Genomic DNA, 21,102 nt, shown 5'->3' with positions numbered 1-21,102 from the left:
TCCGCCTGGCTTGCGTCCGCCATCCATGTTTGCCACCCCCCCCTCCAATTGCTCCACCCTCATCATCGGCGCCGGCCCCGCCGGCAGTGCCTGCGCGCGGGTGCTGGCGCAAGCCGGCTTGGACGTGGTGCTGGTGGACCAGCAGCCGCAGGGGCGGGACAAGATTTGCGGGGATGGCTTGATTCCGGACAGCCATGCGGCGCTCAAGCGACTGGGGCTGTTGGATCAGGTGATGGCGCGGGCCCAGCCGGTGCAGCATGTGGCATGCATTGGGCCGCGCGGCGGGCGCATCGAGGTGCCCGGCACGCTGGCGGTGCTGCCTCGGCGTGAGCTCGATGAAATGCTGTGCCAGGCGGCGCAGGACGCGGGCTCGCGCTTTCTGGCGCCGGCGCGCTTCGAGGCGCCGCTGGAGGATGAGCAGGGCCGGGTCTGCGGGGCGCGGCTCAAGATCGGCGATCAGTTGCACGAGATTCGCGCGGACTGGGTGATTCTGGCCACCGGTGCCGTGCCCAAGGCCTTGACCGCGGCCGGCCTGTGCGAGCGCCACACACCCAGTGGCGTGGCTCTGCGCGGTTATGTGCGCGCACCCTCGATGGTGGGGCGCATCAAGGCCATGGATGTGGTCTGGCATGAGTCGGTGCGCCCGGGCTATGGCTGGATCTTCCCGGCGCCCGATGGTTGCTTCAACATCGGCGTCGGTGTGACCGACAGCCACAAGGCCGTCGGCGGCAAGGGCGAGAAGAAAGAGCTCAATCTGCGCGCCATCTTCGACGCCTTCGTCGCCCACTACCCACCGGCCGCCGAGCTGATGCGCGAGGGTGAATTGGTGGGCGAGCTCAAGGGCGCGCCGCTGCGCTGCACCCTCAACGGCGCGCGCTGGAGCCGCCCGGGCTTGCTGGTCACCGGCGAAGCGGCCGGCAGCACCTACTCCTTCACCGGTGAAGGCATTGGCAAGGCCATGGAGACCGGCATGCTGGCGGCCGACGCCGTGCTGCTGGGCCGCAGCCGCGATTGGCAGGATGCCCAGGTCCGTGCGGCCTACGAGGAAAGCCTGCGCGCGCTCAAGCCCAAGTTCGATCTGTACGAGCGGGCCAACCGTGTCAACGCCCACCCCTGGCTGGTCGATCTTCTGATCTGGCGCGCTAAACGCAGCCCGCGCCTGGTGCAACGCATGAGCGGGGTCTTGAATGAAACCAGCAACCCGGGCAATCTGATCAGCCTGAGAGGTTTCAAGCGCCTGTTCCTCGAGTGAGGTCGGGCGCTCGGCTTCCGGTTTTAGTCCCCTTCTTTTTTCCTCAACCCAAGCCAGGATGGGCCGCCCGCGCGGCCCCGGGATTCGCGCCATGTGTCAACTGCTGGGCATGAATGCCAATGTGCCGACCGATGTGATGTTCAGCTTCACCGGCCTGGCCAACCGCGCCGATGAGCACAAGGACGGCTTCGGCATCGCCTTTTTCGAAGGCCGCGGCCTGCGCCATTTTGTCGACCACCACAGCGCGCGCGTCTCGCCCCTGGCCGAGCTGGTGCAGCGCTACCCGATCCGCAGCGACAACGTCATTGCCCATATCCGCAAGGCGACGCAAGGCCAGGTCTCGCTGGAGAACACCCATCCTTTCGTGCGCGAGCTTTGGGGCCGCTACTGGGTCTTCGCCCACAACGGCAACCTCAAGGATTTCCAGCCGCGCCTGCATGCCGCCTTCCGCCCCGTGGGCCAGACCGACAGCGAGCTGGCCTTTTGCTGGCTGATGCAGGAGCTGGCCAAGGCCCACTGCACCGTGCCCAGCATTGCCGAGCTGAGCCTGACTCTGGCCGAGCTGATGCCGCAGTTGAACGCCTATGGCACCTTCAACATGCTGCTGTCCAATGGCCAGGCGCTCTGGGCCCATGGCTCCACCCACCTGCACTACCTGCTGCGCCGCCATCCCTTTGGCCGCGTGCATTTGCAGGATGAAGACCTGAGTGTCGATTTTGCGCCCCAGACCACCGAGCAGGACCGCGTGGCCATGATCGCCACCCAGCCGCTCACCCGCGACGAGCCCTGGGTGGCCTTCCAGCCCGGCGAGCTCAAGGTCTTTGTGGGCGGCGAGCTGCTCACTTGATCCGTCGCCGCCCTCGGGCCGCCCGCCATTCGCCGCAGGATCCTGCCATTCGCCGCCTGAGCCCGGCCTCGCCGTTCGGCCTCGCCTAGACTGCCGCCCATGCAGCAAGCGCCGTCATCCCGGGATCACCCCGCCCATCTCGCGCTGGACTGGACCCAATGGGTCTGGCCCGGTCCGCGTCGCGTCTTCAGCGAGGAGGAGCTGGCGCGTGCCGGCCGGCAGCCCTGGCCGGTGTCGATCGATCTGTATGTGCTCAGCAATGTGCTGGTGCTGCTGGCCATCAATGTTCCGGAGTTGCCGCGTCAATGGGCGGGCTGGATCAGTGCCGGCGTGCTCGCCGTCCTGGCTCTGGTGCTGGGACTGGCGCGCACCCTGTGGCGCCGGCCCAGCCGGCGGCGCCTGAACCTCATCAGCTATGCCGCGGTGCTGGCCTTCGTGCTGGCCACCCTGCCGATCTCGCACCCCGAGCTGGCCTCGCCCGAGTTGATCGCCAGACTCAAGGCGCACCGCGAGGCCGTGACGTTCTTGGCCATGTTCGGCATGTCGGCCTTCCTGGTCACCTACACCTCTTTCCTGTTTCTCACCGTCATGCGGGCGCAGCAAATTGAAGCGCGCCTGCGCGAACTCGACGAGCAGGCCCATGCGCTCAAGCTGGCCCGCCGTCTGGCCTCGGCGCAGATGCAGCCGCATTTCCTGTTCAACACCCTGGCTTCGGTGCAGCACTGGGTGGACACGCAGGACCCACGCGCCGGCAGCACCTTGCGCGCCTTCACCCAGTACCTGCGGGCCACCCTGCCCATGTTCGAGCGTGAGAGCCTCAGCCTGGCCGAAGAGCTGCAGATCGTGCGCAGCTATCTGGAGGTGATGCAGGCGCGCCTGGGCGAGCGCCTGCGCTGGGCGCTGGAGATCGAGCCCGGCCTGGACGAGGTATTGGTGCCGCCGGGCCTGCTGCTGACCCTGGCCGAGAACGCCATCGGCCATGGCATCGAGCCCGCCCTGCGCGGCGGCCGCGTGGTCGTGCGCGCCTGGCGCCAGGATCAGCAGGTGATGCTGGAGGTGGAGGACGATGGCATGGGCCTGAACTCGGTCGAGCCGGTCGAGCGCCTGGGTCTCAGCAATTCCCGCGATCGCCTGCGTCAGCTGCATGGCGAGCAGGCGCGCCTGAGCCTGCTGCCCCGCGCGCCGGGCGCACTCGCGCAGGTGCAGATTCCTTGGGCCGCGGCCGCGGGAGTGCCCGCCGCATGAGCCCGTCCGAGCTGTGGCTGAGGGCTTGGCGTCGCGTGCGCGGGCGCTTCATGCCTTGTGAAGCGGCGGCGGAGCGCCTGCCCGACGAGGCCGGCATCCGTCGCCTGGGCCTGCCGCCGCTGCGTGGACTCGCCCTCTGGTGGCCGATTGGTTTCACGGCGACCGTGCTGGCCCTCAGCTCGGTGGGGGCGCTGCACAGCCTGCAGGGCCGTGCCCTGCTTTTGTTCATGCTGGCCTGTGCCGGCCTGGGCTTTGCGTGGCTGGCACGCTGGGTCTGGGCCTGGCCCAGCAGCTCGCGCGTGTTTCGCAGCTCTTTGTCCGGCGCGGTTGGCATGGTGCTGGTGGCCCTGGTCATACGCCACGGTGCATCGGCCGATGAGGCCGAGTGGCTGCGCCTGGTCTTCATGGGCCTGGGCGTGACGGTCATGGGCGGTGTGAGCTTTGTGTCCATCTACCGCCGCCACCAGATCCTAGCTCGCCAGCGCGAGCTGGCCGAGCGAGAGCTGGCCCTGGCCGCCCAGGCGCAGCTGGCGCAGGCGCAAATCCAGCCGCACTTCCTCTTCAACTCCCTGGCTTCGCTGCAGCATTGGGTGCACCAGGGCGATGCGCGCGCGGCGCCCTTGCTGGATGCGCTGACGGCTTATTTGCGCGCCACCCTGCCCCTGTTCAACCGCCGCCAGCTCAGCCTGGGCGAAGAGCTGGAGGCCGTGCGCCAGTACCTGGCCGTGATGCAGGCGCGCCTGGGTGCGCGGCTGCAGGTGGACATCGAGGTGCCCGAGGCGCTGCGTGCCGTGCAGCTGCCGCCGGCACTGCTGCTGACCTTGGTGGAGAACGCCATCGAGCATGGCGTGGTGCCCAAGCTCGGCGCCGCGTTCCTGCGCATCGAGGCCGAGCAGCAAGGCCCAACGCTGTACCTGCGCGTCATCGACGACGGCCCCGGCCTGCCCGAGCAACTGCCGCCCGCGCGTGCCGGGCGCGGCGTGGGCCTGAGCAATTCGCGCCTGCGCCTGGCCCAGAGCTTTGGCGACGAGGCCAGCCTGAGCCTGGAAAACTCCGCCGAGACCGGCGGCTGCGTCGCCACGCTGCGCCTGCCTTTGGCCATGGCCATGCCGCCCGGGGCGCCGGCGTGATGGATGAAACAAGACCACCGATGGGAATGACACGCCGTTTGAAAGCGCGCTTGCAACAGGCCTGGGACGATGCGAAGGCGCTGGACTGGCATGTGGTGTTCATGCTCGGCCCGCGCCACAAGTTCAGTGAGGCGCAGTGGGCCTTGCTCGATCAACGTTCGGCCATCACCGCCAGCGTCAAGCTCTGTGCCTGGCTCAACGCGCTGCTGCTGGGCGTGCTGGCCGCTTGGCAGATGCCGCCGCCGCTGCAGCTGGGGGGCTTTGTGGTCGGTTTCTTGATGGCGCTGGCTCTGCTCTGGCAGGCCGCCCGCCTGTGGCGTCGGCCGACCATGCGCACGCTGTATCTGGGCTATGTCTGGGTCTGCGTGATGGCCTTCGTCAGCACGTTTCTGATGGGCATGTTTTCCGGCGCCATGCGCCTCGAGGAGAGCATCGGCAAGGAAGAAGCCGGACAGTTGGCTCTGGTTCTGGTCTTGCTGGGCGTGGCCGGCATCTGGGTGCTGGCCATGGCTCGCAACGAGATGTTGGCCGGCTGGCTGCGCGAGCACGAGCAGCAGCAGCAGGCCTTGGCCCTGGCGCAGCAGCTCAGCAGCGCCCAGATCCAGCCGCATTTCTTGTTCAATTCCCTGGCTTCGCTGCAGCACTGGGTGCGCAGCCGTGACGAGCGTGCCGCCATTCTTTTGGATGCCCTGACTGCTTACTTGCGCGCCACCTTGCCTTTGTTCAACCGCCAGCTGCTCAGCCTGGGTGAAGAGCTGGAGGCCGTGCGCCAGTACCTGGCCGTGATGCAGGTGCGCCTGGGCCAGCGCCTGCAGGTGCAGATCGAGGTGCCCGAGGCGGTGGCTTCGGTGCAGCTGCCGCCGGCGCTCATGCTGACCCTGGTAGAGAACGCCATCGAGCACGGCGTGGTGCCCAAGCTTGGCGCTGCTCTTCTGTGCATCGAGGCCGAGCGTCAGGATCAAACGCTGTGTCTGCGTGTCATTGACGACGGTCCGGGCCTGCCTGAGCTGCCGGCTGCGCCCGCGCCCGCCGGCCGTGGCGTGGGTTTGAGCAATTCCCGTTTGCGCCTGGCGCAGACTTACGGCGAGGCGGCCCGGCTGAGCCTGCGCAATGCCGAGGAGCCGGGTGGCTGCATTGCCGAGCTGCTGCTGCCCTGGCCGACGCAGGAGGCGGCCGCATCATGAGTTTGAAACAGACCTTCGGGACTTGGCGCGCGTTCTTCCGCGAGGTGGATTGGCGCCTGGTGTTCTTGACGGGGCCGCGGCACCATTTCACGCCCGAGCAATGGCAGCGCCTGGATCGTCTGCAGGGCATCTCGCCCACCATCAAGGTGGCTGCCTGGATCAATGTGCTGACACTTGCCGTGGCCGCATCCCTGGAGTTGCCACTGGCGGCGGCGCAGATGGTCTTTGCCGGCACCCTGCTGATGGGCTTGCTGACACTGTGGATCGCTGCCGATCTGTGGCGCCGCCCGACACAGAAGCGTCTGTTCCGGGCCTATGGGCTGAGCGCCTTTCCGCTCGGTGCGGCGCTGGGCTTCTTGATCGCCGTCATGCCCGAGCACTGGATGCAGGACCGCTGGAACCACGAAATCCTGATCCGCGGCTGCGCCATCGGTTTTTTCTACTCGATGGCCACCTGGGCTCTGGCCATGTGGCGCAACGAGTTCATGGCCGATTGGCTGCACGACGAAGCCCTGCGCGAGCAGAAGCTGGAGCTGGCCCAGCGCCTCAGCAGCGCGCAGATCCAGCCGCACTTTCTCTTTAACTCCTTGGCCTCGCTGCAGCATTGGGTGGCGGTCAAGGACGATCGTGCCGCGCCGCTGCTGCAGTCGCTCACCTCCTACCTGCGGGCCACCTTGCCCCTGTTTGACCGGCCCCTGCTCTCGGTCGGCGAAGAGGCCGAGGCCGTGCGCCGCTACCTTGAGGTGATGCAGGCCCGCCTGGGCGGGCGCCTGCGCTTTGTGCTCGACATCGCGCCCGATGCCGCCACCGCCCAGCTGCCGCCCGGCGTGCTGCTGACCCTGGTGGAGAATGCCGTCGAGCATGGGGTGCAGCCCCAGCTCAGCGGCGGCGAGCTGCAGCTGCGCGCCTACCTGCCGGCCGAGGGCGGCTTGTGTGTCGAGGTGCTGGACGATGGCCCCGGGCCCTCGGAGGCGCTCTTGCAGCTGCCACCGCTGGACCCGGCCGCCATGCTGCGCGACGCCCAGGCCAGCCTGGGCCTGCAGAACAGCCGCCTGCGCCTGTGGCAAGCCTTTGGCGACCAGGCCGAGCTGAGCCTGAGCCACCGCAACGAGGGGGGCTGTCGGGCGCAGGTCTGGGTGCGCACGTCACCGCCCGAAGCTCAATCACGAACCTGATGAAACCCTGCGAGGACTTTCGATGAACATCGCCAAATCTGCCATCACCGCCCTCATCGCCGACGATGAAGAAGGCCCGCGCGAGCAATTGCGCGCCGCGCTGCAACGCCTCTGGCCCGAGCTGCAGATCGTGGCCGCCAGCGAGCATGGCGTCGATGCCTGGGACGACTTCCTGGCCCATGAGCCCCAGGTCTGCTTTCTGGACATCCGCATGCCGGGCCTGAGCGGCATCGAGGTGGCCCGTCGCATGGCCGCCACCGCCAGCCCGCCGCAGGTGGTCTTCGTCACCGCTTTTGGCGACCATGCGCTCTCGGCCTTCGATGCCGGTGCGGTCGATTACGTGATGAAGCCGGTGGACGACGCCCGCCTGGGACAGGCTATCGAGCGGCTCAAGGCGCGCCTGCAAAAAGACGGTGGCAGCGGCCCCGATCTGAATGCCTTGCTCAAGCAGCTGCTGCCCGCCGTGGCGGCCCCCAAGCCCAAGCCTATCCAGGCCTCTTTGGGCCGAGAGATCAAGCTGATCGCCCCCGAGGACGTGATCTTTTTCGAGAGCGACAACCGCTACACCCGGGTGGTGTTCGACGGCGGCGACGCGCTGATCCGCACCCCGCTCAAGGAGCTGCTGACGACGCTGGACACCGAGCTGTTCTGGCAGGTGCACCGCAGCGTGCTGGTCAACAGCCGCCACATCGCCAGCGCCGTGCGCGTGGACGAAAACTCCATGCACATCACGCTCAAAGGCCGCGAGGAGAAACTGCCGGTTTCGCGCCAGTTCCAGGGCCTGTTCAAGGGGCAGTGAGCCCTGGGGCGAGCTGAGGCGCCGTGGCAGGGTCAGTCCCGGGGGCAGGGCCTCGGGCCTTTCGGCACAATGGCCCGCACCCGTACCTCCACGAGCAGCCATGGCCGCCTTGCCCACCCCGAAGTTTGACGAGTTCTACCGCTACGACGCGCTGACCGAGCTGCTGTTTGCCTACGCCGAAGCCCGGCCCAATCTGGTCTCGGTGCGCTCCATCGGCCGCAGCCATGAGGGCCGCGACATCTGGGTGCTGGTGCTGACCAACACCGCCAGCGGTGCCGACATCGACAAGCCCGCCTTCTGGCTGGACGGCAATATCCACGCCGCCGAGCTGACCGCCTCGACCACCTGCCTGTACTACCTGCACCAGCTGCTCAGCGGTTTCGCGGTCGACCCTCAGATCACCTACCTGCTCGACAGCCGCGTCATCTACATGGTGCCGCGCCTCAACCCCGATGGCGCCGAGCTGGCCCTGGCCGACCGGCCTCGCCACATCCGCTCCAGCACCCGGCCCTACCCCTACGACGAGCACCCGGTCGATGGCCTGACGCCGGAAGACGTGGACGGCGACGGCCGCATCCTCAGCATGCGCGTGCCCGACCCGCATGGCACTTACAAAAAGCACCCGACCGAACCGCGCCTGATGGTGGCGCGCGAGCCCGGCGAGTTCGGCGGCGACTACTACCGCCTGATCCCCGAGGGCTTCATCAAGAACCACGACGGCCTCACCGTCACCGTCAACAAGGACCGCGAAGGCCTGGACCTGAACCGCAACTTCCCCAGCGAATGGCGGCAGGAGTACAAGCAGCTGGGCGCCGGCCCCTTCCCGACCAGCGAGCCCGAGGTGCGGGCCATGGTGGAGTTCATCAGCAGCCATCCGAACATCGGCGCCGCCATCAGCTTCCACACCCACAGCGGCGTCATCCTGCGGCCCATGGGCACGCAGAGCGACGAGGACATGATCCCCGAGGACCTGTGGAGCTACAAGCGCTTCTCGGCCCTGGGCGAGAAGCTCAGCGGCTACCCCGCCATCAGCATCTGGCACGATTTCAAGTACCACCCCAAGGAAGTCATCACCGGTACGCAAGACTGGGTTTACGAGCACCTGGGTGCCCTGTTCTGGGTGGTGGAGCTCTGGTCGCCCAACAAGGAAGCCGGCATCGAGGGCTACAAATGGATCGACTGGTACCGCGACCATCCCGTCGAGGACGACCTCAAGCTGCTCAAGTGGAGCGATGAGCAATGCGGCGGCCAGGCCCATGTGGACTGGAAGCCCTTTCTGCACCCGCAGCTGGGCCAGGTCGAGATCGGCGGCTGGGACAAGATGAACTACTGGCGCAACCCGCCGCCCGCCCTGCGCGAGCGCGAGGCCGCCCGTTTCCCGGCCTGGATGAACCAGATCGCGCTCAGCCTGCCCAAGCTGGAGCTGCTGCGCACCGAAGTGCGCGCCCTCGGCCCCGACAGCTGGCGCATCCGCATGGCCGTGGCCAACAGCGGCTACCTGCCCGCCTACGTCACCAAGCGGGCGCTGGAGCGCAAGGTCGTGCGCGGCGTGATGTTCGAGATCCACCTGCCGCCGGCCGACCCGACCGTCAGCCTGGTCAGCGGCAAGGAGCGCATGGAAGGCCCGCAGCTCGAAGGCCATGCGCCCAAGAGCTCGCAGCTCGCCTTCCTGTCCAGCCGCGAACTCACCGCCGACCGCGCCATCGGCGAGTGGGTGGTGCGCGCCCCCAAGGGCACGCGCCTGGCTCTCACCGCCAGCGCCGAGCGCGCCGGCACGGTGCGGACCGAGGTGGTGCTTGACTGAGATCGGACCGAGGACAAGCCAAGTGGCTTGTCCGACGCCGATCGAAGGCCCGACCGCCTGCCAGCGGGCGGGCTGAGCGGGCAGCGACTCTACGACGCCCGCTCCCTCAGCTCCCGCATGGCCCGGCCGGCAGCAGCCCGGCCGTGCTCTCCCTTTTTGTTTCCTTGATCAACCCTTCTCCTGCCTTCTGTTGCGATGAAATCTGTGCGCCTTTCGTCCCTGCGTTTGCTGCCCTGCGTGGCCGGGCTATGTTCTTTCCTGGCCTTGCCGGCGTTGGCCGCGCCGGCGGTCTGGTCGGTGTCCGTCGAACAAGGCGGTCAGGTCTTGCCTGAGGCGAGCGAGCTGCGCCTGAAGAAGTCGCCGTTTTCCCTGATCTTCAACGGCCCGGCTGATCTGGGCTATGCGGTCCTGGCCAGCCACGATTGCGCCGACTTCGCCGGCCTGAAGACCAAGGCCCAGATCGCCGCCGTGATCCGGCCCGATGCCCTGGCCTCGGAGAGCGAGAAGCCTGAGGACAATCTCTTTCTGCTTGTCAACGGACCCGGCGCCATCAAGTCGGGCGACAACAGCGCCCAGGCCTGGTCCGAAGAGCCCGAGGCCGGCACCCACAGCTTCCAGGTTCTGAAGCCCGGTGCGGACAAGACCCTGCGCGCCATGCGCGAGATCCGCGAAATCCTGCTGCACCGCAACTACAAGGACACACCCATGCTGCCCTTGGCCCAGTACCCCTACGCCTCCATCTGCCTGTTCTTCACCGGCCTGCCGCCGGTGGGCCATATGGCCCACGAATCGCCGCGCATGCTGCAGCTGCGTTTCGATTGAGCCGTATCTGCTTCCCGTGATGGAGATCCGCCCCATCCGGCTTGAAGAGCACGAGGCCGCCCGCGCCCTGCTGGCCGCCAACGGCTGGGCCTCGCGCGTGGCCGATCCGGCGCTGTTTGCTCGCCTGCTGAGCCAGTCGCAGCTGGCGCTGGTGGCCGTGCAAGGCGAGGGCGATCAGGCCCGCGTGATCGGCTTTCTGCGCGCCCTCACCGATGGCATCTTCAATGGCTACATCTCCATGCTGGTGGTCGATGCCGCCTGGCGCGGGCGTGGCGTGGGCCGGGCCCTGGTCCAGCAGGCCATCGGAGAGCGCCCGGAGATGACCTGGGTGCTGCGCGCCGGCCGCGAGGGCGTGGCCGGCTTCTACGAGAAGATCGGCTTCAGCCGCTCCGAGGTGGCGATGGAGCGGCCGGGGCAGCGCGGCTGAGCCGATGAGCGCGTTTCAGGCGCACGCCTGGCCTTCGTCACAGCGGCGGCGCTGCCGCAGCGCCGCCACGCCCAAGAGGCCCAGCCCCATCAGCGCCCAGCTGCCCGGCTCGGGCACGGCCGTTGTCACCCGCAGCGTCAGGCTGTTGGCGCCGTACTCGGTCGCGAAGCCGTAGCCGCCGGCCTGTGTCAGGTCCAGGTTGGCGAACTGGCTGTTGTTCAGGCGCTGGTTCCAGGTCATCACGGTGAAGCTGTCGCCCACATTGAAGTGCGCGCCGTGCAGCAGGTTCACGGCCAGGGTGCCGGTCAGCGAGGCCGCGCCGCTGACGGTGAGCACATCAAAACCGCCGGCCGCCGTGCTGCCCAGGTCGACCAGAAAGATGCCGCCGGTTTGCTGCGTCAGGCCGCCCACCAGGCTCAGCGTGCCCGCGTCGTTCAGGCCGCCGGCCGCCAAGATGCCGGTATTGCTCAGGCTGAACGCAGAGCCGACCGTGCGAACCGTGCCGTCGCCGGCCAGCGTGCCGGCGTTGGCAAAGTCCACGACGGCGCTGGCAACTTCCGCGCCGGCCGCCACGTTCAACTGGCCTTGGTTGTTGAAGGCCTGGCTGATGCGCAGGGTGCCTGCATTGACCTTGATGGTGCCGGTGTTGTTCAGCACCAGGCCGTTGCCGATGTCGGTGACGAAGGCCGAGGTCTTGATGAAGCTGCCGACGTTGTCGAAGCGGCTGAGCGCACCGCCGGCGAAGTTGCCCAAGCTGACGTTGCCGTTCGCCGCTTCGACCCAGCTGCCGAGGTTGACCAGCCGAGCACCGCCGCCGGTGTTGAGGCTGCCGCTGCCGGTCTGCGCGGTGCTGCCGGTCAGCTCCAGCGTGTGGCCGCCGGTCAGGCTGCGGCCGTTGCTGCCCGACAGCGTGACGGCGCCTTCCATCCTTGTGCTGCCACTGCCGGTCAGCGTGGCGGTGAGCCATTCGGTGTTGCCGCTCAGCACAAGTTGGCCGGTGCTGTTGAGCGTGCTGCTGTTGAGCGTCGTCAGGCCACCTTGCACGGTGGCGCTGTCCGTCACCTGCACCGTGGCGCCGCTCAGGGCCAAGGTGCCCGCGTTCTGAACCGTGCCCTTGAGTGCGATGTTGCCGCGGGCCAGGTCGAGCAGGGCGCCACTGGCGATCTGGATCTGCCCTGCCGTGAGGCTGGCGTTGTCGCTGATGCGCAGGGTGCCGGCATTGATGTTGATCGTGCCGGTGTTGTTCAGCACCAGGCCGTTGCCGATTTCGGTGACGAAGGTCGAGGTCTTGATGAAAGTGCCGACGTTGTCAAATTGACCGGCGGCGCCGCCATTGAAGTTGCCGATGCTCACACGGCCAGGGGCGTCGTCCAGCCAGGTGCCGAGATTGCGCACGCGCGCGCCTTGGCCGATGCTGAAGCCGCCCGTGCCGGCCTGCCGGGTGGTGCCCGTCAGTTCCACGGTTTGCCCCCCGAGCACGCCGCGGCTGCGGTCGCCGATCAGCATGACAGTGCCGTCCATGCGGGTGCTGCCGCTGCCGCGCAAGGTCGACTCATGCCAGTCGACGCTGCCGGCGATGCGCAAGGCGCTGTCGTTGTTGACGATGCTTTTCACTCGCGTCAGGCCGCTGCCCTGCACGAGCAGGTCGCCTGCGATGGCGAGCACGCCGCCGTCCAGGCTCAGCGTGCCCTCGTTGAACACGCTGCCGCCCAGGGTGGCGTCCTGGCTCACCACGCTGAACTCGGCGCCGGCGGCGATGGTCACCGTGCCGGTGCTGCTGACCCGGCTGCCGCTGAGGCGCAGATAGCCAGCGTCGACATTGATGCGGCCGGTGTTCTCGAACAGCAGCGTCGTGCCTTCGCCAATCAGCGTGTTCGTGCCCGAGGCCTTGGTGAAGCTGCCCTGGTTGATGAAGCGGCCGATGCCACCGTTGAAGTTGCCCAGGGTGGTGTTGGCCGGCGCCTGGTCGACCCAGCTGCCCTCGTTGATCAGCGTGGCGCCATCGCCCACCGAGAGGCCGCGCCGGCCAGTGAAGGTGGTGCTGCCGGCCAGGGTCAGGGTGTGGTTGCTGCGCACGATGGGGGTGCCATCGAAGTCACTGCCGCTGATGGCCAGCGGCCCCTCGATGCGCGTGAGCCCTGGGCCGCGCAGGGTGGTGCTGGTCCAGCTGCTCGCCCCGGTGGCCACGAGCTGGCCGCTGTTGCTGAGCTCGCCCTGCTGCAGGGCCAGGCCGCCGATGCGGCCGAGGCCGCTGATCAGCAGGTGGCCGCCGCCCTCCAGGCGCAGGCTGCCGTTGCCGCTGAGCTCGCCCACCGAATGGACGCTGCGGATGCGCGTGTCGGCGCCGCCCAGCAGGACGGTGTCGCCCGCTTGCGGCAGGCCATCCTGGCCCTGGTTCCAGTTGTTGGCCACGTCCCAGAAGCCGCCGCTGGGGGCCCCGGTCCAGACGAAGGGGATGGCGGTGACGGTCACGCTCAGGCTGCGGGTGTCGTAGCGGGTGGCGAAGCGGTAACCCGAGGCCTGGCTGAAGTCCAGGCTGTCGAACTGGCTGTCGTTGCGGCGCCCGCCCCAGCTCATGACGGTGAACTCGCTGCCACGTGCCAGGCGCTGGCCACTGGCCACCGCAAGCTGCAGCGTGCCGCCCAAGGTGACCGCGCCACTGACGGCCAACAGGTCGGCCTCGCCGCTGGCGATGTCCAGCAGCAGGCGGCCGCCCTGCTGCAGCCCGCCCTGCAGGCTCAGCTGGCCCTGCTGCCCCAGGCCTCCCGGGGCCAGGGTGCCGGTGTTGGTCAAGGCCGCCAGTGCCTGCACGGTACCGCTACCGGCCAAGGTGCCTGCGTTGGCAAAGCTGGCATGGGCGCCTTCCAGGGTGGCGCCGCTGGCGAGCTGGATCAGGCCCTGGTTGTTGAAGCTGTCGAGCAGGCGCAGCGTGCCAGCCTGAACCTGGACCGTGCCGCTGTTGTGGAACTGGACGCCGCGTTCGAAGGAGGTGACGGTGGCCGTGGTCTTGGTGAAGCTGCTCTGGTTGTCGAAATGGCCCAGGGTGCCAACGAAGGGGTTGGTGAACGAAGCGTCGGCGCGGGTCTGGTCCAGCCATGAGCCGGCATTGACCAGGCGCGAGCCGCTGCTGATGCCCAGCGAACTGCTGCCGTTCAGGCCTTCTCTTTGAACCCGAGTGCTGCCTTGGAGCACGAGGCTGTGGCCGCCATCGAGCACGCCCGCGCCGGCCATGTCCAGGGTCGCAGCACCATCCACCCGGGTTCGGCCCGTGCCACTGAAATTGCCCTGGCGCCACTGCAGTTCGCCGCTGATCACGGTGGTGGCGCTGCTTCTGAAGGTGCCGCCGTCCTGGGTCAGTCCGCCCAGCGTGCTGTCGCCGCTCAGGCTCAGGCCGTTGTTGCCAAAGCCGAAGATGCGCAGGGTGCCGGTGCCGCTCACGCTGGAGACCGCCACCGGGCTGTTGATCAGGGTGTTGAATGCGCCCAGGTCGACCGCGTCCAGAGGGCCGGGCAGGGCGTTGCCGCTCCAGTTCGAGCCCAGGCTCCAGACATCGCCATGGGCGCCCACCCAGCGCACCACGGCCGCCTGGGTCGGGGCGACCTGGAAGGTGCTCAGCGCGGGTACGAGGGCCAGGGCGAGGCGGGTGAGGGCAAGGCGGTGCGGTCGGATCGTGTTCATGGCGGTGGGCGCGGTGGCTGTGAATGCCCGGCCATGCTGCGCTGGGGCCGTCTCAGTGGCGTCTCAGCGCCCGGCTCGAGGCGCCTGCTGCGGCCTCGGGCCACCCCCGCAAGCACGGGGGGGGGGCGGGTGTACTCAGTCCCAGCGCGGTTCGCGGCGGGCGGCGGCCGCGGCATCGAACAGCGAGGGCTGCTCGTGGCCGCGCAGCAGCGCCAGGGCGGCATCGGCCTGCTGCTGCTCCGCGGCCGAACCGTCGTGGGCGGCCAGCCAGGCGCTGGCGCGCCAGTGCAGCTCGGCGTAGCCCTTGGCGGCGGCCAGGGCCTGAACTTCCTGGGCCAGCGGCCGCAGATCGGCTGGCGCTGCACCCAGCAGCATGCGCGCGCGCAGGGTCAGCAAGCGGGCTTCGGCCCACAGTTCCTGCAGGCCCGCGTCGCGGGCCAGGGCCGCCTGGCGCTCGGCCGCGTGCAGGGCGGCGCTGCCGTCACGGGCCTGCAGGGCCAGTTCGGCCTCGGCCCGTCTGGCCCGGCATTGCACCAGGGGGTGGGCGGGCTGCTGGCCCCGTTCGCGCAGCCAGGCCAGCGGGGCCGCCGCCGGCGTCTGCCCGAGGGCCGAGGCCACCAGGATCGAGTTCAGCATCCACTTGGAGCGGTAGATCGGCTCCGGGTTGTCGCCCAGGGTGGCCTCCGCCTCGGCAATGTGGCGGGCGGCCCATTCGGGCCGGCCACATTGCAGCATCAGGCGGGCCAGATTGAGCAGACCCTCGGCGGCCAGCCAGTCGCTCGCTTGCAGGCGAGCGAGGCGCACGCCCGCTTCCATGGCGGTCCTCGCCTCGGCATGCCGGCCTTGTCCGGCCAGGAGCACGCCCAGCACGCCGTTGGAGCGGGATTCGACCTGGGCGAAACCGGCCCAGCGCTGCAAGCTGCTGCGCACCAGGGCCTCGGCTTGCGCCAGCTCCCCCAGCGTCCCCAGCATGACCGCCAGATCGTTCTCGACCGTGAGGCCACTCGTGTAGTCGGGGTGGCGCTCCAGCAGGCGCTGCAAGGCATCGTGAGCGGCACGCACCTGGCCGCCGAACCAATGAATATGGCCCTCGATATTGAGCAGCTTGGGCTGCTGCGGCCAGGCCTCGCGCAGACGGGCGAACCAGCGCCAGGCGGCGGGCAGGTCGCTGTCGCGCAGGGCCAGCTCGATCATCACTTCGCAGGCCGGGCCATGTTCGCTGGCGGGCAGCTCGGGCACCCGCGCGTGCAGCCGCGCTGCATGGTACCGGGCGCTCGGCACATCGCCGGCGTAGACGCGGTTGGCCACCAGGGCGCCGCACAAGCGGCCTTCGAGGTGCAGGCGCTGCTCGGGGTCGGCCACGCCCACCAACTGCGCCTGCACCGCCAGCAGGGCCGCATGGCCACGCGCCAGGTCGGTGTAGAAATCGCAGGCGGCGAGCTCCAGCCGGGCACGCAGCGCCAGCGCCAGGTCCTGGGCGTGTTCGGCCACCTCGCGCCAGGCGGCACGGGCCTCGTCGAAGCGACCGCGGGCCTTGAGCTGCTCGGCCCCACGGTGGCGCCAGGCCAGCGCGGTCTGCGGCTCAGCAGCCGCAAGCCAATGTTCGGCGATGGTCATGGCATCGGCCCAGGCCTGTTGGGCCAGCCACAAGGCGGCATGCCGATGCAGGGCGGCGCGGCGCTCAGCCGGCAGGGCGTCGACCGTGGCCGCACGGATCAGATCGTGCGAGCAGGCCAGGCCGGGCGGCCGCTCGCACAGCATGCCGGCCTTCAAGGCTTCGCTGCGCAGCTGCTCCCAGGCCCGATCGCTTTCGGCATGCTCGGGCAAGCCCATCATCATGCGCAGGCCGGCCTCGGGCAGGGCCTGCACGCTGATGGCCGCGGCTTCAACCACCCGGCGTGCCGGCGCCGACAGCGCGTGCAAGCGCCGCTGCACCATCTGCTGCACCCTTTGCGGCAGCTTGGCGGAGCCTTCCAGCGCCTCGGCGCCGGCGGCCACCAGCTCGCCCAGGGCAAAGGGATTGCCTGCGCTGATGGCGTGCAGCCGGTCGAGCTGGGCTTCGCCAAACGCGCGCTCCGGCCAACGTGCCTGGCAGACGGTGGCCAGCGCCTGACGGTCCAGCGGGGCCAAGTCCAGCCTCTCCAGCCGGCCCTGGTCCTCCAGCAGCCTCAGGGTCTGGCCGAGTGCCGCCGCCAGCTCATGCGGGCGCGCCGCGCCGCGCCAGCGCAGCCGCTCACCATGGGCCAGCATCAGCAGCCACTCGACACTGGCCGGATCGCACCACTGCAGATCGTCGACCAGCACGACCGGGGTCAGCGCTTCGAAGGCGCGGGTCAGGGCCTCGGTCAGGCGCGCCTGGGCGGTCAGCGCGTCCAGCGGAGGGAGGGCTTCATCGGGGGCCAGTTCCGGCAGCACGCGGGCCAGGTCGAGGCGGTAGGGGCGCAGCGGGCTGCCCGACTCCTGCAGCGCGGCCTCCAGGCGGGGCAGCTGTGCCCGCAAGGCTTCCAGCAGAGGTCGGTAGGGCATGCCTTGCAGGCCCTCGAGCCCGCGCAAGCAGGGTGCGTGGGGGAAGGCGCTGCTCAGCAAGGTGCTCTTGCCGGCGCCCGGCTCCCCCAGGATCAGCAGTGCCGGCGCGCTGCTGTGGCGCAGGGCTTGGTGTTCGGCCTCGCGTGCCGGTGGCGCTGGTGCCGAGCTGCGGTGCTGGGCCGGCTGCGCTTTGCGGCTGAGTTGCAGCCAGCGCAGGTGCAGGCGCCGCGCCGTGGCGGCGCACCACTGCGCCATCCCCTCGTGCCCGGGCAGGCGCCAGCCCCGCGGCCAGTCCTCGGGATCCAGGGGCGGCCCGTCGGCGGCGTTCAGCCAGGCGCTCAGATCCGTGGGCAGTTCCAGCCGCAGCTGCGAGCCCTGAGTCTCCAAGCGATCCGCCACCCCCCAGCGCTGGAGCAAGGTGCGGCAGCGGTGCAGATTGACGCGCAGATGGTGCAGGGCTTCGGCGGTCTCGCTGTCGGGCCACAAAAGCTGGGCCACCCGCTCGCGCGCTTGCCATCCTTCACCCAGGGCCAGAACCAGAAGCAAGGCGCCAGGCAAGGTGGCAGGCAGGGCCTGGGGCGCTTCACCTGAGGGCGCCCAGGCGGGCAGGTTCAGTAGACACAGCATGTCTGGGCATGGCGCCGGTCGAAGCGGCAGGGCGGCTGGGGTCAGGTCTTGACTGTAGCGGAAGCCACTTTTCTTTCTTGAGCGCTCAGCGGCCCTGCTCAGGCTCCGTGTCGTCCAGCCAGGCCATCACATCGCCGCCATAGCCATTGCGCTCATCCCAGCGGGCGCCATGCGCCAGCAGCCGCTGAATCAAGGCCGCATCGCCGTTGAAGGCGGCCTGGTTCAGGGCGCTGGCCTCCCAGTCGCCGGGTGTGTTCACCGGCCAGCCCAGGGACAGCATCAAGGCCACCGACTCGTGCGCGCGGCGCTGGGCCTGGTCGGGCAGCAGGCGCAGCGCTTTCGCGGTCAAGCGTTGCAGCAACCCAGGCGCTGCGCTGTGTTTCTCCGATATTGCGGCTGGTCAGCTGGAAAGCTGCCTTCTCTGGTGCAGACGTTGGGTCGTAGTGGCGCATGAACTGGCCAGTCTTCGGCGGGGCGCAATCGGGCTTTCACTCATGAGATGCGTCTGATTTGGTGGTTATGATTTCTCAATCATAAATTAGTAGGGAGAGAGTTGAAATGTCGCGAGTTCTTAGAGTTTTTTTTCGGCTTGGCAGTTATCCTCGTTTCATCGCAAGCTGTTTCTGTTGAGGCGCCTAAGCCCATTGTCAGTACTGGGTCCGGAGCCGGCTTCCCGAATTTGCCGCACGCAAGTCGATGGATCGGCTCTACAGATCGCGCCACACCCGGGAAGGGTGGAAAGACGCCACTGAGCTATAACCCACCTTGCACAGAACCTGATAAGCCGTGCAATGGCGATCCTTGGAACGGCGACCCGCGTGATGCGTTCAACAATGGTGGTTGGACTGAGGTCTTGGATACGCAGGTTGGCGGTATTACCAATTCGCTGGAGCGAGTGACCGTCTACGGGACTAGTAACGGCGGCTTGTGGCCCAATGCGGTTTGCATCAGTTCAGAGTGTCGTATTTACGAACTGCCGCTGATTGACGTCGCCCAACAGAGTCCAGAGCCGGTGTCGGAGGTAATTTTCGAGTTTCTCCGAACGCGGCCTGTCGCCAAAACCAGAGTTTGCAGGGAGCCGCGGGCTGCTGCTTATCTTCACGTTACTTCGGACACAGGAGATCGAGGAATGTATGCTCGCGGGCTATACATGACTATGTATCCAAATACCGTGGTGACCAGTCGCATTGATTTTGAAGTCACGTGGTCTGATGGGACGCTGGAAATGTTTAAAGGTAACACATACGGCCCATTCTTCACGAAATCGACTCAGGATGGAACTGGAGTGGTAGGGTCGGATTGTCGATGAATTTCCGTCGCCTCGCGTTTATGGGCCTGGTCGCAGCAGGTTGCGTTGCTTGGGTGTATTGGGGAGCAAACTTTGATGCGTCAAACAATAGCCCCAATAGAAATGGAAAGTTAGACGTGCAGCTGGAAGATATGCTAGTTCTACCGGCTGAGCGTCCAGTCATAGGGCCACTTCTGAAGCGCGATTTGACAGACTTGGATGAGGCGGAACAATTAGTCCCTGACTTAAAAAAGCAAGAATTTGCTGCCAATTTTCTACATAGCAAGAATTATCGACAATTTATTCACTCAGCACTTGCTTATCCAGAGTCGGGTGGGTCTTTTTATGCAAGAGAAGCTTTCTTCCTATGTAAACAATGGCGGGCTCTCGCTCATTCGTGGAGTGAAAGTGCAATCAAGCAAAATGCTACGCTGAGTCAGTTGCGTGCGGCTGAAAGCGTTTTGGAGAGGATTGGTGCTTGCGAAGGGGTTGAGGAGCAAATGGGTAGTGATCTGCAGTTCTTGTCTAGAATAATGAAGCTTGCAAATCGCGATCCATTGGTAATTGTTGAGAAAAAAATATTGGAGAAAAAAGGCGTAGTTTCAGCAGAGCTCTGGAGTCTGGTCATTCGTGAAAAGGCGCCGATTTTAGTGAGGGCAGTTGTTGCGGGGCGCTTGGAAAGCTTGGTGTCCAGCAATGGTCGTATTAGAGTTCTCGTTGATGGCGAGGCGAAATTTGAATATGCATCATCATATTTGGCCTGTGAGCTGGTCAATGATTGTCTCGGAGGCTTCGCGGCCGTAAGCGACTGTTTGCAGAATTTTGGTTGCCAATCCCTGGATTTGCGGGAACAGATCCTCTCGCGAATGACTACTGCAGAGCGAGAAAAATTTCAACAATTGCTCTCAGAGATTAGAGCGGCGGGAGTCGGCTTTGTGCAATGAGCCGATGAGGGGCTTTGGGGATGGCGCTCTAGCCGTAAGCAATATGCCTTGCAAATGACTCTGTCTAACTTAATGGCCACGGCTTTAAAGTTTGTTTTTGTTTGCGTTGTTTTTCTGGTGGCGTGGTGGGTGTGGAGCCTGTTTGAGGTGGATCGGAATCAAGACCCGAGCGTCGCGGGTATTTCCGAGCCTGTGGGGGCGAAGTCGTTTCCTTCCGCTGCTGACTCCAATGGTGAAGGGCCTTTGCCCGCGGGCGAGGAAAAAGAGTCGCGACAGCCTGATTCCAGTTTCGCGTCGAACTGGTACTTTGGGTTCGCCAAGTCTGAGCCCTATCCTTTGATCGTGTCTCTGCGAGATGCGCGTGTCAAAGGTAGTTATGCGGCCAGTAGATTGCTGGCCAAACCATGTACAGCGCTGAACTTCATGGTCAGAGATCCGATTGGGGAAGGACGGCAAGTTCCGAATAATCAGGAAAGGTTGCAGGCAAAGTCCCGTCTTAGTAGCTACTGCAGCCAAATTCCGGCAACCATTCAGATGTCAATGGATGTGCCCTTGGCCGACGATTTGGAGGGCATCAAGTACCGAGCGGCTCAGAAGATTCTCGATGCATTCATGGTGAAGCCGAAAGATGAGGTGCGAGCTGCATTAGAAGAGCTTGCGCGTCAGGGCGGGCTAGCTGATGCGAGAGATATCTTGCAGCTCAATGCGAAGTTCCAAGGGCGTTCTTGGAGAGGCTCTCGCGAAGTATTCTCTGCCGCATTTGAGATCGCGGAGTTGCGTGCATCTTCTTCAGGCCCTGAAATGGTTGGCAGCGACATTCGACTCCACCTCAGATGCTGGAAGGCGGGGCGTTGCATGAATGCGTATGAAGTATTTCCTGATGACTTCTCAGACGAGATGAAGCAAGAAACTCTGAGTTTGGCCGCCGCTATGGAGAGTGCTCTGCGCAATGGAGATGTTTCGGCGTTTGTTGGGAAGCCTTGAGCTACTGAACTTCGGCGCAAAAGCGCGGATGTAAGCCAACGCAAGATTTGCATGAGGCCTTGCGCTTGCCTGCTTGGGCTGGAACTGCTGATATCTGTCGAGTTCGCCTGAAGCGACTGGGTCACTGCTGCCGCATTTACTCGCGTGATCCGGTGGCACAACCAATGGCTCAACCTTTGGGCAAGCCCTCACTCAGATCGGTCTCATCCAACCAGGCCTGCAGCGCCTCCGGCAGGTCCTCTTGCTCCTCCGCGTCCGGCCGGGGCGCGCCAGCGGCCAGCAGCAGCTGCAGCGTGAATCGCCCCGGGTTTCGAGGAGGCTCCAACTCTGGAGAATGGAGCCATGAAGAAGTCCCCGAAGTTTTCGCCCG

At 66.6% G+C, this 21,102-nt stretch carries 16 protein-coding genes; 12 read left to right on the top strand and 4 right to left on the bottom strand.

The window, feature by feature from the left end; translation table 11 throughout:
• Positions 1 to 25: 25 nt before the first annotated feature.
• From AC1Q6P_RS18300 to AC1Q6P_RS18255, 10 genes are all read left to right on the top strand, one after another.
• A complete protein-coding gene (locus AC1Q6P_RS18300; protein ID WP_492665431.1) occupies positions 26 to 1,252 on the top strand; it encodes an NAD(P)/FAD-dependent oxidoreductase in 1,227 nt (408 codons plus the stop codon).
• Between the two features lie 91 nt (positions 1,253 to 1,343).
• Positions 1,344 to 2,099, top strand: a complete 756-nt coding sequence (locus tag AC1Q6P_RS18295; RefSeq protein ID WP_171827212.1) for a class II glutamine amidotransferase — start codon at positions 1,344 to 1,346, stop codon at positions 2,097 to 2,099.
• Positions 2,100 to 2,198: 99 nt separating this feature from the next.
• Positions 2,199 to 3,344 carry a sensor histidine kinase gene (locus AC1Q6P_RS18290; protein ID WP_492665432.1) on the top strand — a complete coding sequence of 382 codons (1,146 nt, stop codon included), beginning with the start codon at positions 2,199 to 2,201 and terminating at the stop codon, positions 3,342 to 3,344.
• On the top strand, positions 3,341 to 4,474 hold the full coding sequence (locus AC1Q6P_RS18285) for a histidine kinase (protein ID WP_492665433.1): 1,134 nt from the start codon (positions 3,341 to 3,343) through the stop codon (positions 4,472 to 4,474). Before AC1Q6P_RS18290 ends, AC1Q6P_RS18285 begins: the two co-directional genes overlap by 4 nt.
• Before the next feature lie 20 nt (positions 4,475 to 4,494).
• The gene (locus tag AC1Q6P_RS18280) at positions 4,495 to 5,658 is read left to right on the top strand and encodes a sensor histidine kinase (RefSeq protein WP_492703281.1); all 1,164 of its coding nucleotides are present in this window, start codon (positions 4,495 to 4,497) and stop codon (positions 5,656 to 5,658) included.
• On the top strand, positions 5,655 to 6,833 hold the full coding sequence (locus tag AC1Q6P_RS18275) for a sensor histidine kinase (protein ID WP_492665435.1): 1,179 nt from the start codon (positions 5,655 to 5,657) through the stop codon (positions 6,831 to 6,833). The genes AC1Q6P_RS18280 and AC1Q6P_RS18275 overlap by 4 nt, the downstream gene beginning before the upstream one ends.
• A gap of 22 nt (positions 6,834 to 6,855) precedes the next feature.
• Positions 6,856 to 7,632, top strand: coding sequence for a LytR/AlgR family response regulator transcription factor (locus tag AC1Q6P_RS18270; protein WP_171827207.1), 777 nt, complete (start codon positions 6,856 to 6,858; stop codon positions 7,630 to 7,632).
• Between the two features lie 100 nt (positions 7,633 to 7,732).
• Positions 7,733 to 9,436, top strand: a complete 1,704-nt coding sequence (locus tag AC1Q6P_RS18265; protein WP_492665436.1) for a M14 family metallopeptidase — start codon at positions 7,733 to 7,735, stop codon at positions 9,434 to 9,436.
• Between the two features lie 195 nt (positions 9,437 to 9,631).
• Positions 9,632 to 10,258, top strand: a complete 627-nt coding sequence (locus AC1Q6P_RS18260) for a hypothetical protein (RefSeq protein ID WP_492665437.1) — start codon at positions 9,632 to 9,634, stop codon at positions 10,256 to 10,258.
• Positions 10,259 to 10,277: 19 nt separating this feature from the next.
• Entirely contained in the window at positions 10,278 to 10,685 is a 408-nt protein-coding gene (locus AC1Q6P_RS18255; protein WP_102768506.1) for a GNAT family N-acetyltransferase, read from the top strand.
• A gap of 15 nt (positions 10,686 to 10,700) precedes the next feature.
• Here the strand turns inward: AC1Q6P_RS18255 and AC1Q6P_RS18250 are convergent, their stop codons facing one another.
• The 3 genes from AC1Q6P_RS18250 to AC1Q6P_RS18240 form a co-directional block, all read right to left on the bottom strand.
• On the bottom strand, positions 10,701 to 14,363 hold the full coding sequence (locus AC1Q6P_RS18250; protein ID WP_492665438.1) for a beta strand repeat-containing protein: 3,663 nt from the start codon (positions 14,361 to 14,363) through the stop codon (positions 10,701 to 10,703).
• Positions 14,364 to 14,498: 135 nt separating this feature from the next.
• A complete protein-coding gene (locus tag AC1Q6P_RS18245) occupies positions 14,499 to 17,516 on the bottom strand; it encodes an ATP-binding protein (RefSeq protein ID WP_492665439.1) in 3,018 nt (1,005 codons plus the stop codon).
• Between the two features lie 85 nt (positions 17,517 to 17,601).
• On the bottom strand, positions 17,602 to 17,865 hold the full coding sequence (locus AC1Q6P_RS18240; RefSeq protein ID WP_171827201.1) for an ankyrin repeat domain-containing protein: 264 nt from the start codon (positions 17,863 to 17,865) through the stop codon (positions 17,602 to 17,604).
• A 956-nt stretch (positions 17,866 to 18,821) separates the two neighbouring features.
• Here AC1Q6P_RS18240 and AC1Q6P_RS18235 point away from each other — a divergent pair.
• Both AC1Q6P_RS18235 and AC1Q6P_RS18230 read left to right on the top strand, forming a co-directional pair.
• Positions 18,822 to 19,748 carry a hypothetical protein gene (locus AC1Q6P_RS18235; protein WP_171827200.1) on the top strand — a complete coding sequence of 309 codons (927 nt, stop codon included), beginning with the start codon at positions 18,822 to 18,824 and terminating at the stop codon, positions 19,746 to 19,748.
• Between the two features lie 48 nt (positions 19,749 to 19,796).
• Entirely contained in the window at positions 19,797 to 20,732 is a 936-nt protein-coding gene (locus AC1Q6P_RS18230) for a hypothetical protein (RefSeq protein WP_492665440.1), read from the top strand.
• 169 nt (positions 20,733 to 20,901) lie between these two features.
• Here AC1Q6P_RS18230 and AC1Q6P_RS18225 read toward each other — a convergent pair whose 3' ends face one another.
• Positions 20,902 to 21,057 carry a hypothetical protein gene (locus AC1Q6P_RS18225; RefSeq protein WP_492665441.1) on the bottom strand — a complete coding sequence of 52 codons (156 nt, stop codon included), beginning with the start codon at positions 21,055 to 21,057 and terminating at the stop codon, positions 20,902 to 20,904.
• Positions 21,058 to 21,102: the final 45 nt, after the last annotated feature.

The sequence above is a fragment of the Roseateles sp. GW835-FHT13E02 genome, assembly GCF_058794035.1.
Note: the sequence above shows the minus strand (reverse complement) of the source record. Positions and strands in the feature narration are given on the sequence as shown.

Excerpts from the sequence above, each read along its gene's own strand:
- AC1Q6P_RS18300 (WP_492665431.1), top strand. The coding sequence starts at position 26 with ATGTTTGCCACCCCCCCCTCCAATTGCTCCACCCTCATCATCGGCGCC.
- AC1Q6P_RS18295 (WP_171827212.1), top strand. The coding sequence starts at position 1,344 with ATGTGTCAACTGCTGGGCATGAATGCCAATGTGCCGACCGATGTGATG.
- AC1Q6P_RS18290 (WP_492665432.1), top strand. The coding sequence starts at position 2,199 with ATGCAGCAAGCGCCGTCATCCCGGGATCACCCCGCCCATCTCGCGCTG.
- AC1Q6P_RS18285 (WP_492665433.1), top strand. The coding sequence starts at position 3,341 with ATGAGCCCGTCCGAGCTGTGGCTGAGGGCTTGGCGTCGCGTGCGCGGG.
- AC1Q6P_RS18280 (WP_492703281.1), top strand. The coding sequence starts at position 4,495 with ATGGGAATGACACGCCGTTTGAAAGCGCGCTTGCAACAGGCCTGGGAC.
- AC1Q6P_RS18275 (WP_492665435.1), top strand. The coding sequence starts at position 5,655 with ATGAGTTTGAAACAGACCTTCGGGACTTGGCGCGCGTTCTTCCGCGAG.
- AC1Q6P_RS18270 (WP_171827207.1), top strand. The coding sequence starts at position 6,856 with ATGAACATCGCCAAATCTGCCATCACCGCCCTCATCGCCGACGATGAA.
- AC1Q6P_RS18265 (WP_492665436.1), top strand. The coding sequence starts at position 7,733 with ATGGCCGCCTTGCCCACCCCGAAGTTTGACGAGTTCTACCGCTACGAC.
- AC1Q6P_RS18260 (WP_492665437.1), top strand. The coding sequence starts at position 9,632 with ATGAAATCTGTGCGCCTTTCGTCCCTGCGTTTGCTGCCCTGCGTGGCC.
- AC1Q6P_RS18255 (WP_102768506.1), top strand. The coding sequence starts at position 10,278 with ATGGAGATCCGCCCCATCCGGCTTGAAGAGCACGAGGCCGCCCGCGCC.
- AC1Q6P_RS18250 (WP_492665438.1), bottom strand. The coding sequence starts at position 14,363 with ATGAACACGATCCGACCGCACCGCCTTGCCCTCACCCGCCTCGCCCTG.
- AC1Q6P_RS18245 (WP_492665439.1), bottom strand. The coding sequence starts at position 17,516 with ATGCTGTGTCTACTGAACCTGCCCGCCTGGGCGCCCTCAGGTGAAGCG.
- AC1Q6P_RS18235 (WP_171827200.1), top strand. The coding sequence starts at position 18,822 with ATGAATTTCCGTCGCCTCGCGTTTATGGGCCTGGTCGCAGCAGGTTGC.